This window comes from Mesobacterium hydrothermale (assembly GCF_035818635.1).
GTDB classification, from domain to species: domain Bacteria; phylum Pseudomonadota; class Alphaproteobacteria; order Rhodobacterales; family Rhodobacteraceae; genus Mesobacterium_A; species Mesobacterium_A hydrothermale.
In genome coordinates, this window is sequence record NZ_JAYLLH010000032.1 from 1 (window position 1) to 13984 (window position 13984).

Annotated in this window: 15 protein-coding genes; 11 read left to right on the forward strand and 4 right to left on the reverse strand. The window is 58.8% G+C overall.

Annotation, left to right across the window (positions count from 1 at the left end):
* The coding region (locus VK792_RS16660; RefSeq protein ID WP_435404866.1) for a ribbon-helix-helix domain-containing protein at positions 1-98 on the reverse strand (98 nt) is incomplete at its 3' end.
* Between the two features lie 125 nt (positions 99-223).
* On the opposite strand from VK792_RS16660, the gene VK792_RS16665 reads away from it, so the two are divergent.
* From VK792_RS16665 to VK792_RS16690, 6 genes are all read left to right on the forward strand, one after another.
* A complete protein-coding gene (locus tag VK792_RS16665) occupies positions 224-1105 on the forward strand; it encodes a recombinase family protein (protein ID WP_164193084.1) in 882 nt (293 codons plus the stop codon).
* 134 nt (positions 1106-1239) lie between these two features.
* Complete coding sequence (gene repA, locus VK792_RS16670) at positions 1240-2433, forward strand: plasmid partitioning protein RepA (protein WP_326299001.1); 1194 nt, start codon at positions 1240-1242, stop codon at positions 2431-2433.
* The gene (repB, locus tag VK792_RS16675; protein ID WP_326299002.1) at positions 2417-3346 is read left to right on the forward strand and encodes a plasmid partitioning protein RepB; all 930 of its coding nucleotides are present in this window, start codon (positions 2417-2419) and stop codon (positions 3344-3346) included. The genes repA and repB overlap by 17 nt, the downstream gene beginning before the upstream one ends.
* 213 nt (positions 3347-3559) lie before the next feature.
* Positions 3560-4771: a plasmid replication protein RepC gene (gene repC, locus VK792_RS16680; protein ID WP_326299003.1), complete on the forward strand. Its 1212-nt coding sequence runs from the start codon at positions 3560-3562 to the stop codon at positions 4769-4771.
* Between the two features lie 1196 nt (positions 4772-5967).
* Positions 5968-6453: a hypothetical protein gene (locus VK792_RS16685; RefSeq protein ID WP_326299004.1), complete on the forward strand. Its 486-nt coding sequence runs from the start codon at positions 5968-5970 to the stop codon at positions 6451-6453.
* A gap of 39 nt (positions 6454-6492) precedes the next feature.
* Complete coding sequence (locus VK792_RS16690; protein ID WP_326299005.1) at positions 6493-7431, forward strand: ArdC family protein; 939 nt, start codon at positions 6493-6495, stop codon at positions 7429-7431.
* Between the two features lie 101 nt (positions 7432-7532).
* On the opposite strand, the gene VK792_RS16695 is transcribed toward VK792_RS16690, so the two are convergent.
* Both VK792_RS16695 and VK792_RS16700 read right to left on the reverse strand, forming a co-directional pair.
* On the reverse strand, positions 7533-7967 hold the full coding sequence (locus tag VK792_RS16695) for a methyltransferase family protein (RefSeq protein ID WP_326299006.1): 435 nt from the start codon (positions 7965-7967) through the stop codon (positions 7533-7535).
* Between the two features lie 113 nt (positions 7968-8080).
* The gene (locus VK792_RS16700; protein ID WP_326299007.1) at positions 8081-8716 is read right to left on the reverse strand and encodes a cation diffusion facilitator family transporter; all 636 of its coding nucleotides are present in this window, start codon (positions 8714-8716) and stop codon (positions 8081-8083) included.
* 72 nt (positions 8717-8788) lie between these two features.
* Between VK792_RS16700 and VK792_RS16705 the strand changes: the two genes are divergently transcribed.
* From VK792_RS16705 to VK792_RS16725, 5 genes are all read left to right on the forward strand, one after another.
* Positions 8789-9205, forward strand: coding sequence for a MerR family transcriptional regulator (locus tag VK792_RS16705; RefSeq protein ID WP_326299008.1), 417 nt, complete (start codon positions 8789-8791; stop codon positions 9203-9205).
* Positions 9206-9374: 169 nt separating this feature from the next.
* Positions 9375-9764 carry a DUF3768 domain-containing protein gene (locus VK792_RS16710; protein WP_326299009.1) on the forward strand — a complete coding sequence of 130 codons (390 nt, stop codon included), beginning with the start codon at positions 9375-9377 and terminating at the stop codon, positions 9762-9764.
* 155 nt (positions 9765-9919) lie between these two features.
* Positions 9920-11902: a ParB/RepB/Spo0J family partition protein gene (locus tag VK792_RS16715; RefSeq protein WP_326299010.1), complete on the forward strand. Its 1983-nt coding sequence runs from the start codon at positions 9920-9922 to the stop codon at positions 11900-11902.
* Positions 11903-11976: 74 nt separating this feature from the next.
* Positions 11977-12570 (forward strand): regulator, encoded by a 594-nt coding sequence (locus VK792_RS16720; protein ID WP_326299011.1) that lies wholly within the window; start codon positions 11977-11979, stop codon positions 12568-12570.
* Positions 12571-12672: 102 nt separating this feature from the next.
* Positions 12673-13329, forward strand: a complete 657-nt coding sequence (locus tag VK792_RS16725) for a DUF6927 domain-containing protein (protein WP_326299012.1) — start codon at positions 12673-12675, stop codon at positions 13327-13329.
* Here VK792_RS16725 and VK792_RS16730 read toward each other — a convergent pair.
* Complete coding sequence (locus VK792_RS16730; RefSeq protein WP_326299013.1) at positions 13326-13841, reverse strand: hypothetical protein; 516 nt, start codon at positions 13839-13841, stop codon at positions 13326-13328. The genes VK792_RS16725 and VK792_RS16730 overlap by 4 nt on opposite strands.
* Between the last annotated feature and the right edge of the window lie 143 nt (positions 13842-13984).

Below are 13984 nucleotides of genomic sequence, written 5' to 3' on the forward strand. Positions count from 1 at the left end.
CGCATGGCTTCGCTTACATTCTGGTATCGGCCCGACGCGACCAATGACTGAACCAACTGGTCTTGAGTTTCTGTTAGTACGACGTTGCGTGTGACCATGGAACAAATCTCCTCGCTGGCAATATATGCCAATGAGAGGTTTCAGTCAATGTTCGGAGCCTTGCATCACCGATTCTAAAGGGTCGTTTAGTAGCGATACCTAAAATTGCAAACGGCCCGATTTCATGCCCCTGATAGGCTATGCGCGCGTTTCCACAGAGGATCAGACCCCCCTGCCCCAGTCTGAGGCCATGCAAGCTGCGGGTTGCGTCGAGATATTCGAAGAACACGCCTCAGGTGGCAATCGTGCGCGGCCGGTGCTCGCGCGGGTGCTCGAACGTGTCCAGAGCGGCGACACGTTGGTCGTCGTGCGAATCGATCGGCTCGCGCGGTCGCTGTCGCACCTTCTTGAGGTGATTGAGCGTCTGGAGGCCAAGGGGGCTTTCTTCCGCTCGCTCCAAGACCCGATCGACACATCCTCACCACAGGGCAAGTTCACGCTGCAGGTTCTGGGCGCCGCGGCCGAGTTCGAACGCGCTCTGATCCGCGAACGCACCAAGGCCGGGCTTGCTTCTGCGCGGGCCAAAGGGCGCGTTGGTGGCAATCCTGGACTGCGCGCCAAAGACCCCGCCGCACTGCGCAAGGTGCGGCTGGCGCGACAGGACGGCTACATGGAGCGCCTCAACGAGACCGCGCAGGATTGGGTGCCCCATGTGCGCCGCTTGCGCCCCGATATGGCCTGGGAAGACCTGCTGCGGATCATCAATGGCCCCCTGCCCCCAGATCGCCATTGGACACAAAGCCGACTGCTCCGCGCTGTGAAGGCATATGTGCGCGACGGGTTCCTTCCTGCCGAGGTGCTTGGCCGCGCCGGACGCCGCGAAACCGATGACCGCCTGCCGGCCATCGTGGCGGCCATCAAAGGGTCGGACCCGGATATCACGCTACAAGCGATCTGCGACCGGTTGGAAGCCATGCGTGAGCGCACCCCTCGAGGCCGCACTGGCTGGCAGCCGTCTTCGGTCAAAATGCTGCTTGAGCGTGCGGAAAAGTTGGGGCTCCTCTGAACACGACACTTGTGTTGGCCTAACGGATTGCCACTAAATCTAGAAAGTGCTTGCACGAATCTGGCTGCTCGGGCAATAGTCTCGAAAAATAACGCGCGGTCACATAAAAAACGCGCCCACGGATCGGGGCAAACATGAGCGAAGCAGAACAGGATCTAGATATCGCCATCGGGCACTACGCGGAACTTCTCGCGTCGAACCTGCATGCTCAGCGCGCTGCACACTTCCCACCAGATGCAAAGAAGGTGATGCGCACTTTGACCAGCGGCGAAGCTGCTGAGCTCATTGGCGTCGACCATACCTATCTTCGGAAGCTTCATCGAGAAGGAAAGATCGTTGACGTCGAGACGACGGCTGGAAGTCATCGCCGCTATACGCTCGACGATATCTGGGAGATCCGGCAGACGCTTGAAGGAAACGCAAAAAAGTCTGGAACTTACGTGCCTGGACGTCGCGACGGTGACGAGCTTCAAGTCATTTCAGTGGTGAACTTCAAGGGCGGGTCCGGCAAAACGACGACGTCTGCTCACCTCGCTCAGCGCTTGGCGCTCAAGGGGTACAGGGTTCTTGCGATCGATCTCGACCCCCAAGCATCACTTTCGGCTCTTCACGGAATCCAGCCAGAACTCGACCTCATGGAGGGCGGAACCCTCTATGATGCCGTTCGCTATGACGATCCGGTTCCGATCGCCGAAGTGATCCGCAAGACCTACATCCGTGGCCTTGATCTTATCCCGGGCAACCTTGAACTCATGGAGTTCGAGCACGAGACGCCTGCTGCGATCCAGCGAGGCGGAGCGAAGGCGTTCTTCGCGAGAGTTCATGACGCACTCGATAGTGTTGAAGCGAACTACGACGTTGTTGTGATCGACTGCCCGCCGCAGCTTGGTTTCTTGACGATGTCAGCACTTTCCGCGTCCTCTGGTGTGCTCGTGACGGTTCACCCGCAGATGCTTGACCTTATGTCGATGTCCCAATTCCTGCGAATGACTGCGGATCTCCTTGGAGTAATCAGGGATGCAGGCGCAAATCTGCGCTTCGATTGGCTTCGCTTCTTGCCAACGCGATACAAAGTCGGCGACGCACCACAGACCGAAGTCATCGCCTTCATTCGCGGGCTCTTTGGGAGGTCGGTCCTGACCAATCACATGGTTGAGTCGACCGCAATTTCTGATGCCGGCTTGACCAAGCAAACGCTATACGAAGCTGACAAGAAGGACTTCACGCGTCAGACGTTTGATCGTGCGATCGAGTCTATGAACGCAGTGAACGATGAGATCGCTAAAATCATCCAGAACACATGGGGGCGGAATGGCAAGAAAGCCTAAACTTGGCCTGCCGCTGCAGACCCTTCGCAACGCTCCTGACGCTCTTGAAGGGCGCCGACTGCGTGGCGGTGTTTTTGAGATCGATCCGGCGCAGATTGTTACCGAAGGACGGTTGGATGACAGGCTTCAGATTGAAGTTGAGGGCCTGAAGAACTCTATTTCCAAGAACGGTCAGCGTGTGCCTGTCTTGGTCCGCCCACTGGAAGGCGATCGCTACAACCTGATCTATGGCCGCAGACGCTTGGAAGCATGTCGCGAACTCGGTATCAAAGTTCGAGCCATCGTCACAGAGGTTGAGGGTGATCAAGCGCTTCGAGATCAGCTTCTCGAGAACCAAGAGCGTCGTGATCTGAGCTTTATTGAACGTGCGCTTGTAGCGACGGCCCTTCTGGACGGCGACCATTTGGAAGGGGCTGAGCGCACCAATCGTGGTGTCGCCGAAGTCCTTAGCCTCCACGAAGCTGGGGTTTCACAGCTCTTGAGTGTCGTTCGGACGGTCGGCGAGGATCTCATCCAGGCAATTGGTGCAGCTCCTGGGATTGGTCGCCCGAGATGGGAAGAGCTCAAAAAGGCTTTGGGTGCCTACGACGGTAATCGGGACCAACTGCTAGCCATAGCTCATGCAGCCAAGTCCGGAAGTTCCGGCTCGGTCGATGAGGTTTCTGAGCGTGCGTTTCTCGCAGTTCTGGCAGCTGCGAAGAGCGCAGAAAAGAAAGCAAGCCCGTCTAGAAAGGGTGTGCCTGCTTTGGCGATCCCCGGTGTTGGAGCTGCGACGGTCAAGACCAGCCGCCAAGGCAAGCAGCTCAAACTTGATCTAACTACGGATGAACCTGATTTTATCAGCTGGTTGGAGGGCAACGCCCCAAAGCTGATTACCGAGCTTCATGAGCGCTGGAAGCGTTCAGGAGACTGAGGAAGAGCAACCAACAAGAAGGAGGCACGATACAGGCAAAAAGAAAAAGGCCCCGAGAAGCTAGCTTCACGAGACCTTTGTAAGGTTTCGCACCGGGATCAGCCCGCTACAAAATCTCAGTTTTCGCACTTCTGAATGTAGCGTTCTGGCCCCTACCCCGCAAGCGCAAAGCGATTCGCGGGCCCTAGAATTTTTGTCTTCGTGGACATTTTCATGGAGTACACACCAATCTCGCCGTTTATGCGGCCGATTTCGCTCGCCCATTTGCGCGTCATTGAGCGACCCGAGGCATCTGTTCCAGCCAGACCCGTTAACAAGTGGGAACTCCTGCGCGAGCTCTCCAAGGCGCAAGCGGCCTTTGGGGTCTCGGAACGTGATCTGACGGTTTTGCAGGGGCTCCTCAGCTTCTTTCCGGACGATGCGCTCGGCGGGAACGCCGAGATGGTCGTCTTCCCTTCGAACAAGGCGATCTGTGAGCGCCTGAATGGTATGCCCTGCTCCACGATGCGTCGTCACCTCGCGCGTCTTGTCGAGGCTGGCTTGCTCCAGCGGCGCGATAGCCCCAATGGGAAGCGCTACGTCCGTAAGCACGGCGAAGACCGCGTTGCCTTTGGCTTCGATCTTTCCCCGCTCTACTGTCAGTCCGAGGAGATAGCACGGGCCGCAGAGGCCGTACGTGAGGCTGAGGAGCGCGTCAGGCGCCTGAGAGAGGTCGTAAGCCTCATGCGCCGCGATCTCGCGGCCCTCGCCGAGTTCGGAGACGAGATGCAGCCAGGCCTAGGCTTCTGGGATCAGCTTCGCGACAGGGCTGCCCTCACAGCCCGCGCGCTTCGTCGCAAGCTTTCAGTTGAGGACCTCGCGGCCTATCGAGCCGACCTTGAAGCTCTCCTCGACCAGGCACGCAACATCATTGATGGCCCTGAAACAGAAGAAATGAACACCAATGATGCCCATTCTGAGCGTCACCATCATAATTCAAATAAAGAATCTATAGATATTGAACCTGCTTTAGAAGAAAGCGGGGCGGCGGCGGGTGTGCCAGATGTGGATACGAATGAGCCGGTGGCTGACGTTGATGAACAGGACACAAGACACCTGCCAAAGATCCCGCTGCACCTAGTGATCGCGGCATGTCCCTCGCTCAAGACCTTCAACCAAGGTGAGATCCGGCATTGGCATCAGCTCTTCGATGCGGCGTGCCATGTGCGGCCAGCCATGGGCATCAGTGCGTCTGCATGGGAAGAAGCACAGCGGTTCATGGGTCCGGAGCAAGCGTCGATCGTCGTTGCTGCCATGCTGGAACGCTTCGCCGACATAAGATCGCCTGGTGGATACTTGCGAGCTCTGACTGCCAAAGCTGCGGCAGGCGAGTTTTTCTGTGGCCCAATGGTCATGGCATTGATTGGCCGGCGGAACGCGGCTTAACAGCTGTTAAACTCCGATCTCGTGCGGCTGGCATGGCATAACTTAACAGCTGTTAAGTAGGCTCTCGGCACACAAACGGTGTTCGAGAGAGAAAAGTTAGGGGGTTGAGGTGTGGCGGTATTTGAGATCGTGAAAGTGGCTTTCGCCTTCGTCGCGGCGAAGATCTGATGACGAGGGCATCCCGATCATCATGGTAAAACCTCAGCTGGTGACCATCGCTGCTAGTAGCGCAAAGGCGGCTAGTGAAGAACATACAGAGCGTTGCGCTGTAGCCAACCTAGCAGTTGCGGGCCTCCGCGGCCCCTGCCCTTTTCGATGTCTGAGATCTGATGATGAATACCCTCAACAATTGGTTCTACGCTATCCGGCGCCTGCTGACGGCGATTTGGGTCCTGGCCTCGGATATTCCCTTGGCCTTCATCGGTGCTAATGCCTGAGAGGTAGGTTGTGGATGTCTGTTGCATGATATCGTGGCTACGGGCCGTAGAGCACAAGGAGCAGACGATCGATTGTTGCCAAAACCGTTTGACCAAGGGCTCGATCCTCGAATTCCCGCACGCGGGGAGCCGGTAACTTCTCAGTCACTTCGACAATGGCGACATGGCCAGCGAGGCAATCGGTTCCTCAAGCGCAGCAGCTGGTTGCCAGCGGTCCCGCGTTCCACTGATTTGGTCGTAGTGGACGGCGAGGATATCACAGAACAGCGGGTGCAACTTAATCTCTTGATTTCATGACACCCGAACTCTCCAAAAGAGTGCTTTGATGTTGGATGCGGAATGATCCGATCCATCCGGTGGATGAAAAAGATTTAATAACAATGGGTTATTGTGTTTTAGTGTTCGCAATGAAAAATTATGTCCATAACAGCCATCATTGACATGGTTTCCCTTTCCAGGGTGCCGATCCGCTACATCGGCGGGAAGCCAAAGCATCAGAACGCTTTATGAAGAAGTTGGCAGTTGCGGGCCGATTGAGCGGTTGGGGCAATCTCGTGAAGAAGGAGCGGCCACAGGTCTAGCCGATGGGCCCTGTGGAAGTTCTGATCCCGTCGTACCAGTACAGTTCGGTGGCGGTTGGGTGTTTCATGGGTTTGGTCCACGAAAAGTAAAAGTGTTCTTCGGGTTTTGTGACTGTCAGATGAGGGCCTTTGGGGTCCCTCAGATGGGTCCGGGCCAGGTTCCGGTCTGCCGTTCCTGATGAAGGGCATTCCCATGCAAACAGGTGTCTTGCGCGTGCTCCGCGCAACCGCAGCCTCTTGGTGGCGGCATAGAGAGCTGCGCCGAACTGGCCAGACGGCGCTGGCACAACGGCTCGAACGCCAGACCGTCCTGCGTGATCTCGACTATCTCAGGCACGCCGCGTCATTGCCAAACGCGCATGTAATCTGCGGGGAGGGCGGCACATTCCTCCATCTCGGTTGGACGACCGTGTCGACCCTCGCGTCGATCGAGCGCTTTCCCTTGGCCGCTCTTGCGGTCGCACGAGGGACCCCGTTCATCGATATCCGACCCGTCACCGATGTCATCGCCTTCGCGAACCTGCCGCGGGTGGCGCGGGACGGATCCGGCGACCCTGACCTTTCAGGTGTCGGCAGGCCCGTCTCGCTGACCACCTACATCGACATGGTCGAAAAGCTCGGCGCCAAGATCGCCAACGATCCTCGGCCCCGTCGGACAACCTGATCCCCAAATTTCTCACCAACACACGAAAGGATGCCAGTTATGGCCCGATCCCGTACGCCTAAATTCGATGCCTCAGAGGTCATCACGAACGAAATCATCCGCATCATCGAGCGTGGCGTTCTGCCGTGGCGCAAGCCCTGGACCGCAGGCGGCAGCTCTCGTCCCCTTCGCGTGGGCGGTGAACCCTACCAGGGCGTGAACAACTTCCTGCTAACCATGCGGACGGTGATGGCGGGCCATAGCTCGCCCTTCTGGATGACCATTCCGCAGGCGAATGCCCTGGGCGCGAAGGTGCGCAAGGGCGAGAAGTCCTCCGTCGTGGTGTATTATGGCCAAAGTCGGAAAGACGCGGGTGGCGAGGACGAGCGCAGCGACGGCGAAGATCACTTCGAGGAAGCCCGGATCTTCCGCTTCCAGAAATCCTACCGAGTGTTCAATGCCGGTCAGATCGATGGCCTGCCCGACAGCTTCTACCCTGACCCGGAGCCCGCGCCCGAGCATCCGCCGTCCGAGCCCATCCCGCACATGCAGACGTTTTTCGATGCCATCGACATCACGACCGTCTTCACGGGGACGGAAGCGTACTATTTGCCCCCCGTGGACAAGGTTTACATGCCATCCATCACGCGGTTCCAGGACCCTCGCAATTTCTACGGGGTCTGGGCCCATGAGCTGGCTCATGCCACGAAAGCCCCGCATCGACTGAACCGTGATTTCGGGTTCTCGAAGTTTGGTAATTCGTCCTATGCGCGCGAGGAGATCGTCGCGGAATTGACCTCGGTGTTCCTGGGTCAGACGCTCGGCTTCACGGCGCATACGCTCGAGATGAATGCGGCCTACCTCCACAACTGGTTGCGCGTTCTTCGGTCGGACAAGGGTGCGATTTTCAAGCACGCCGCGGATGCGCAGCGCGCCTGCGACTATCTGATCGCTAGGTCAGAGACAGGCAGGGCAGGGCGCAGCGCCGAGGCGGCTTAACAGACCTATTGCGGCAAAGCTGAACATGGCAACTGTAAGCCCGATACTTACCAAGATGCCGCACAATGGCGAAGGTCTGCTATATGCACTTGATCGTTTACCTACAAGAACCGTCGGACCGTAGCCCTGTAGTCCTCGAATGCGGAACCGTATTGTTTTTTGAGCCATGGTTCCTCGGCAAAAGGCGCGGCGATTAGGACGGCTATTCCGGCAAAACTGATCAGAGCTGCTCCGGGCGACGCACAAAGCACGGTCCATCCGACAATCATTGCGATATCCGCCACGTACTGTGGATTCCGGGAGTAGCGGTAAATACCGCTTGTTCGAAGCGTTCCTTTTGCACCGCCAGTCTGGGCAAAACCAAACTTTGCAGCTTCTGACCATACGACCACGTTCCCGGCAACGATCAGGGGCAAGCCCACGCCAAACCGCAGCCAAGTCGGGATTGGCAGGCTTCCCCATTCAATCACTCCGAGGGCGATCAGTATCCCAAAGAGGGTGAATGTCGGAACCCAAACCAGAATAGGAGTGGTCATGGTATATCGCTTTGGCGGCCAAAGGCGGCGTTCAGGATATGCGATGGACCAAAGCATCGCGGCAAACGTAGCTGACGCGATCATCAGCCCGGTGAAGACTAACACAGTCGGCATCATGCGGCCTCATGTTCATGCTGGGTAATTTCGCGTCGCTCTTCCAAGGCTTGGCGCACGATCTGGAAGGCCGATGACAGGAACAATCCCGCCATTATGGTTGCCACGATCAGGTCAGGCCAGCCGGTCGCCGTACCCCATACTCCAACGGCTGCAAACATCACGGCCACGTTCCCAATGGCGTCATTGCGCGAACACAGCCAGACCGACCGGACATTGGCATCGCCGTCCTTGAAGCGAACCAGCAGCATGACACTTGCCAGATTGGTGAGCAGCGCAAGAAAGCCGACAATGCCCATGATCTCAGCCGTGGGAACTCCTGCATAGAAGACGCGGTAAACCGTCGATCCGAACACCCAAAGGCCCATCAACAGAAGGCTGACGCCTTTGAACAGAGCCGCATTCGTCCGCGCGCGGAGCGAGGCCCCGATAACCGCAAGTGAAATCCCATAGGTCAGCGCATCGCCTGCAAAGTCGAGGGCGTCCGCTTGCAATGCTTGAGACTTGGCTAGATGACCCGCTGTCATCTCGACAAAGAACATCGTCGCGTTGAGCGCGATGACGATCCACAGCCGTTTTTTGTAATCATCTGAAACGCCGTCAAACTTGGCATCATGTCCGCAGCAACCAGCCATGGGAATCCTCTTTCATCTTTGCCTGCTCATAGTGTAATGTCTCTAGTGACTAGAGGTTCAAGAGGTTTCTTCATGTTTTCTATCGGCGAGCTTTCAAAGCGTACAAAGGTCAAGGTCTCGACAATCCGGTACTATGAGGAAATGGGGTTGTTGGCCGAGGCAGAACGCACGTCCGGTAACCAACGGCGATACGACAAAGCTGGGTTGGAGCGGCTGAGCTTCATCCGTCATGCGCGTGACCTTGGGTTTTCGATTGAAGCGATTTCGTCGTTGATCGAACTGCAGGATCATCCGGATCGGTCGTGCGAGGCGGCAACAAACATTGCCACGTCCCAACTTGAAGAGGTACGCGCGAAGATCAAACGTCTTAAAACACTTGAAAAGGAACTTAGCCGAATATCGAAGGGCTGCGACGGAGAAGGCGTGTCGGAGGATTGCTATGTATTGGCGTCACTGGCCGATCATAATTTGTGCGACCGGGAACACTAGAAGCTGTAAATGCGGACATAGGGCAGACGAGAGCGAACGTCCGCAAAGTCCCACTCAGCGGACTATCGGAACTGTTTGGTTCGGGTAGGTTTGTCTGGGTCACTCCGCCAAGCGGAAAAGAAAAAGCGGGCTTTGGGAAGGGTGTTTCAACTTCTCAAAGGAGAGCCCCATGACCAGTACCGCTCAATCCCAGACAGACCGTCCGGATCCGACCGTGATCGCTGCCCAAAACGATGCGTTCCGCAAGCTCGCGTGCCTTGGAGTGCCGCCAGCCCAGTCCATCCAGGGCCGGATGCATGTCACCAGTTCGCTTATGGAGGCCGGTGACGGCTTCATGGCCGAGGCGGTGAAGGCGACCGGTGAGTTTGCCGCATTCGAGCCTGAGAATGATCCCGAGGGATGGCACGATTTCGGGGCAGTCGAGATCCGTGGCGAAACCGTGTTCTGGAAAATCGATCTCTATGAAGCAGACTCGGATTTCCGCTACGGCGCCGAGACCCCGGACAACCCCGCCACCACCACGCGCGTGCTGACCATCATGCTGGCGCGCGACTGGTAGAAGGGCAGGGGACCCCTCCCACTGACATCCCAGACGATGAAGGCCCGCTGCCCCCAAAAGGCAAAGCGGGCCTTCTGTCGTTGTGATCCCCGAACCCGGGGATTGGTCACACGCAAGCGCGCGGGCCGCATCTTGCCCACCGAGAAGGACATCCCATGACTGCAAGTTTCAAACCCGTTTCTGTCGCCATCGGCGATCTGACAGCTCATCCCGCCAATGTGCGCAGCAACTCCCCGGAAACCTATGACCCCGAGAACATCGCCCACCTGAAAGCCAGCATCGCCGTTCTGGGGTTGCTCCAGCCGCTCCTGGTCCAGAAGATCGACGGCAAATACGGCGTGCTCGCTGGCGGCCGGCGCAACGCCGCGCTGAAGGAACTGGTTGCCGACAAGGCCGCCAAGGGCTTCACGGCGAAGACCAAGATCGACTGCCGCCTTGTCCCTGAGGATTGCGACGTCACCACGGCGCTGTCGCTTGCCGAGAACATTACGCAAGCCCCGATGAACGCCATCGACGAGTTCGAGGCATTCGCCCGGATGATGGAAGTCGACGGCCAGACGCCCGAGACGATCGCCAAGACCTTCGGCACGACGGTTGCCGCCGTCAAAGGCCGGTTGCGTTATGGCTTGATCCACCCCGACATCCGCGCCGCGGCCCGGGCCAAGACGATCACGCTCGACACGATGAAGGCCTTTGCCGAGCACCCGAGCCAGGAAGTGCAGCGCGAGGTTTATGAGGCGCTGACCAAGGAAGACAGCTACCTGCAGGCCTACACCGTCCGTCAGGCGCTCAAATCCCGCGGTGTGCAGGTCAGCGATGATATCGGGGCCTTTGTGCGCGAGGACTACGAAGCGCGGGGTGGGGCCATCGCGGCCGATCTCCTGGAAGAGCATTCCGTGCTCGAGGACGCCGCGCTGGTCGAGACCATCCTGCTTGAAAAACTCAGTGCTGCCGCCGAAGAGGCCCGCGCAAAACTTGGCTTTGCCTGGGCCGATGCGATGGTGCGCTATGATTACGCGACCATGGCTGACTACGGCCGCGTCTATCCCGGCCCGATCGAGCCGGATGAGGCTGCCCAGAAGCGCATCGATGAGATCACCGCCGAGCTTGAGCAATTGCAACTCGAGATGGAAGATGAGGGGCTCGACGACGACGCCTACAATGCGCTCTACGACCGTGTGGACGCTCTGGAAGAGAAAGCCCGCGATCTGCAGGAGGCCTACAGCGCCGAGGATTTGGCGCGGGCCGGGGTTATCGCCTCGTGGTCGAGTGGCCAGGTTACGCTTCATGTGGGCCTTGTGCGCCCGGAGGACACCGCGAAAGAGGAGGGCGCGCGTGGCTCTTCAAGCAACCCAACGGGGGAGGAGGCCCCGGACGCAGGCGAAATCAGCTACCCGGCCTCGCTGGCTGAGGACCTCAAGACCGAGCGGGCCATGGCGCTTGGGGCCGCGATGGCGCTGCATCCCGAGGCCACGCTCGATCTGACGCTCTTCAAGCTGGTGAGCGACGTTCTGGCCAGCGGCATGAGTGTCACGCAGGCGATCAAGATCGATGCCCGCAAGGAATACCGCAACCATGCCAAGATGGACGAGATCGACGAGACCTCGCTCGAGCAGGTGGCGGCGGCGCATGATGCGCTCGACCTTTCGTGGTTGGACGACGCCCGGTCTCCCGCCGATCAGTTCGCGGCGTTTCGCGCGCTGAAGCCGGGCGAGAAGGCCAAGCTCGTCGCCTATGCGACGGCCAGCACCACGCAGTCCTGTTTCGCGCGGGACCGCCAGCGTGACAGTCTGATGCATGATTTCGAAATCGAGATCATGCCCAATATCCGCGCGCATTGGACGCCGAACGCGGCGCTCTTCAACCGCTTCAAGAAGGCCTGGCTCCTGAAGATCCTCGGCGAGGATCTGGGTCTGGCCCAGGAGGCGGTGACGCTGGCCTCGTCGAGCAAGAAGGAGATCGTCGCCTTCTGCGACAAGCTCTTTGCCGAGCCCTTCGCCACGCTGACGGATGCACAACGCGCTGCCGTGGCCGCCTGGTGCCCGCCCATGATGCAGACCGCGGGTGTCGCCTGCGATAATGCAGAGCCCATCGCGGAAACCCACGAGCCTGAGAGCGCGGTCGCGCAGGCGGCCTAAAGCATCACGTGACCCGCGCGAGGCATGCTGCCCGCGCGGGTCCATCCTTTCACACCCAACGGAAAGACATCCCAATGGCTATTCTCAAGTTCTCTGCGTCTGCTGTAGCGGCGCAGATCGCCCATGCGCGCGCCTGCAAAACCTTCCTGCCCAACTGGAACGGCCCGGTGGACAGGCCCGCCCTGATCCTGATCGTCGGCAATGGCGTGCATCTGCGCTCCAATGGCATCGATGGCACGACCACCCGCATCGTCACCACCGAGCAGGCCGATCCGTCCTTTGCCTTCGCCGATGGCATGAACCCGTTCCGCGACACCGACTGGATGGCGCAGCGCCGCATGGCGTTTCGCGATCTGACCGGCCAGTTCTACACCGACATTCTCGACGATATGCAGGTGCTTATCGACCGGGGGCGGGGTGCGATCCGGCTCGCCACCGATGGCCACAGCATCCGCGTCTTCGTGCGCCGGGCCTCGGACTATCTGATCGGCGGGACCTACGAGGTGCCCTCGGGCCTCGGCGGTACCTTCCGGGTCATCCTCAAGGATGCCTGCGACACCTTCGCGATCGTGCAGAACTGCGGCAATTGCGAGGATTTTGACGCCATGCAGCCCTATCGCGTGCCGCTCGATGCGCTGATGGAACTCGATGACCGGAGGGCGGCGTAACGCGCCCTTTCTCAAACATGCATCGCCAATACCCTGCCGGGCCTGCGGCCCTCTCGGGACATTGGCGACAACAATTTCCCCAATGAGAGAAAGGACTCTGAGATGGGATGGCTCTTCTACACGGACCGTCGCGTCAAATCCTACGCGGTTGAGAAGGCGGAAATCACGCGGCTTTGCACCTTCGAGGGCGACACGCGCAAGACCGAACTGGTCAAGGCGTGCAAGGTTGGCTCCACTTGGTATGCGGCGGCAAGGGTCACAAGTATCGATGGCTCGCCGGTCGAGGACACGACCTATGTGACCGATGCCGATGGCTCCATCACTTTCGGGGCTGTCTTCCTCACCCGATACGATGACGGCTGCTGGGGCTACAAGGACATGGAGGAAAGCGCTGGCCCGAACGAGTCACGTGCTCCCCTTGGGCTGATCGATCTTCTCTCCAACCTGAAAGACGAAGGCAGCTACGCTCATGCCTGGCGCCAGCGCTGCCGGGATTGGGCTGCGATCCCGGACTACGAGGAAGGCGACAAGATCAGGCTCGCCACCCCTGTGACACTCACAGATGGCAGCACCTGCCAGATCGTCACTGCCACCCACTACAGGCGCGGGCGGCAAAAACGCCGCTGCTACCGAATCGAGGAAACCGGCGGGCTCGTGCGGCTCTCAAGGGCCTCGCTTGCGGGCTCGGAGCTGCTCAGTTCCGCGAAGGGCGCGGTCAGCCCAGTGCTGGCGGAGTTCCTGGCGGGACAGGACCCTTAGGGGCGCACTGCGAGGAGTGCGCGCACTGTCTCGATTTCGAGCACCCAGTTGCTGGTCGTTTCGTTGCGCCATCTTATGCAGCGGATGATCCGATCAAAATCATCCTGAAGGGCGCGCGGAAAAACAGGCTCATGGTGTGCGATTCTGTTGCGGAGCCTCCTCACGGCTTCAATGTCAGACCTTAATTCAGATCGGCGCTGGCTGGCCGTGACACCACGAGGCGCGTCCGGAAACACTGCGTAGAAATGATTATCCCACAGTCTGCCTTGGTGCCTGTTTGTCAGCATCTTCTCCCAAAACACGAACTTCAGTTCGGCGACGACCTTTCCGGCAGTGGGTTGCTGTCCTGCGCAGCCTTCGAGGTCTCGTTTGGGGCTGTATGCTGGACCGCGCGGGTTTGGTAACGAACGGATAAAGCCTTGTGTCCAAGGCCATGTTCCTCCATGGACAGCTTCGATTGCTTCCACGATCGCGTTTCGCAGCGCAACTTCCAAAACATGGAGTGGAACCATGAACGCAGCTGATACTTGTAGATTCCAGTGGTATAGATGGAGAGCTCGCGTCCTATCATTGCCGGTTTCGCGCAAATAGGTCGCAAACCTAGGTGCGGATAGAACGTTCGGAAGGTGGTGTTCTTCATCAGCCGTGAACGGTG

Excerpts from the sequence above, each read along its gene's own strand:
- VK792_RS16665 (WP_164193084.1), top strand. The coding sequence starts at position 224 with ATGCCCCTGATAGGCTATGCGCGCGTTTCCACAGAGGATCAGACCCCC.
- repA (WP_326299001.1), top strand. The coding sequence starts at position 1,240 with ATGAGCGAAGCAGAACAGGATCTAGATATCGCCATCGGGCACTACGCG.
- repB (WP_326299002.1), top strand. The coding sequence starts at position 2,417 with ATGGCAAGAAAGCCTAAACTTGGCCTGCCGCTGCAGACCCTTCGCAAC.
- repC (WP_326299003.1), top strand. The coding sequence starts at position 3,560 with ATGGAGTACACACCAATCTCGCCGTTTATGCGGCCGATTTCGCTCGCC.
- VK792_RS16685 (WP_326299004.1), top strand. The coding sequence starts at position 5,968 with ATGAAGGGCATTCCCATGCAAACAGGTGTCTTGCGCGTGCTCCGCGCA.
- VK792_RS16690 (WP_326299005.1), top strand. The coding sequence starts at position 6,493 with ATGGCCCGATCCCGTACGCCTAAATTCGATGCCTCAGAGGTCATCACG.
- VK792_RS16695 (WP_326299006.1), bottom strand. The coding sequence starts at position 7,967 with ATGACCACTCCTATTCTGGTTTGGGTTCCGACATTCACCCTCTTTGGG.
- VK792_RS16700 (WP_326299007.1), bottom strand. The coding sequence starts at position 8,716 with ATGGCTGGTTGCTGCGGACATGATGCCAAGTTTGACGGCGTTTCAGAT.
- VK792_RS16705 (WP_326299008.1), top strand. The coding sequence starts at position 8,789 with ATGTTTTCTATCGGCGAGCTTTCAAAGCGTACAAAGGTCAAGGTCTCG.
- VK792_RS16710 (WP_326299009.1), top strand. The coding sequence starts at position 9,375 with ATGACCAGTACCGCTCAATCCCAGACAGACCGTCCGGATCCGACCGTG.
- VK792_RS16715 (WP_326299010.1), top strand. The coding sequence starts at position 9,920 with ATGACTGCAAGTTTCAAACCCGTTTCTGTCGCCATCGGCGATCTGACA.
- VK792_RS16720 (WP_326299011.1), top strand. The coding sequence starts at position 11,977 with ATGGCTATTCTCAAGTTCTCTGCGTCTGCTGTAGCGGCGCAGATCGCC.
- VK792_RS16725 (WP_326299012.1), top strand. The coding sequence starts at position 12,673 with ATGGGATGGCTCTTCTACACGGACCGTCGCGTCAAATCCTACGCGGTT.
- VK792_RS16730 (WP_326299013.1), bottom strand. The coding sequence starts at position 13,841 with ATGGTTCCACTCCATGTTTTGGAAGTTGCGCTGCGAAACGCGATCGTG.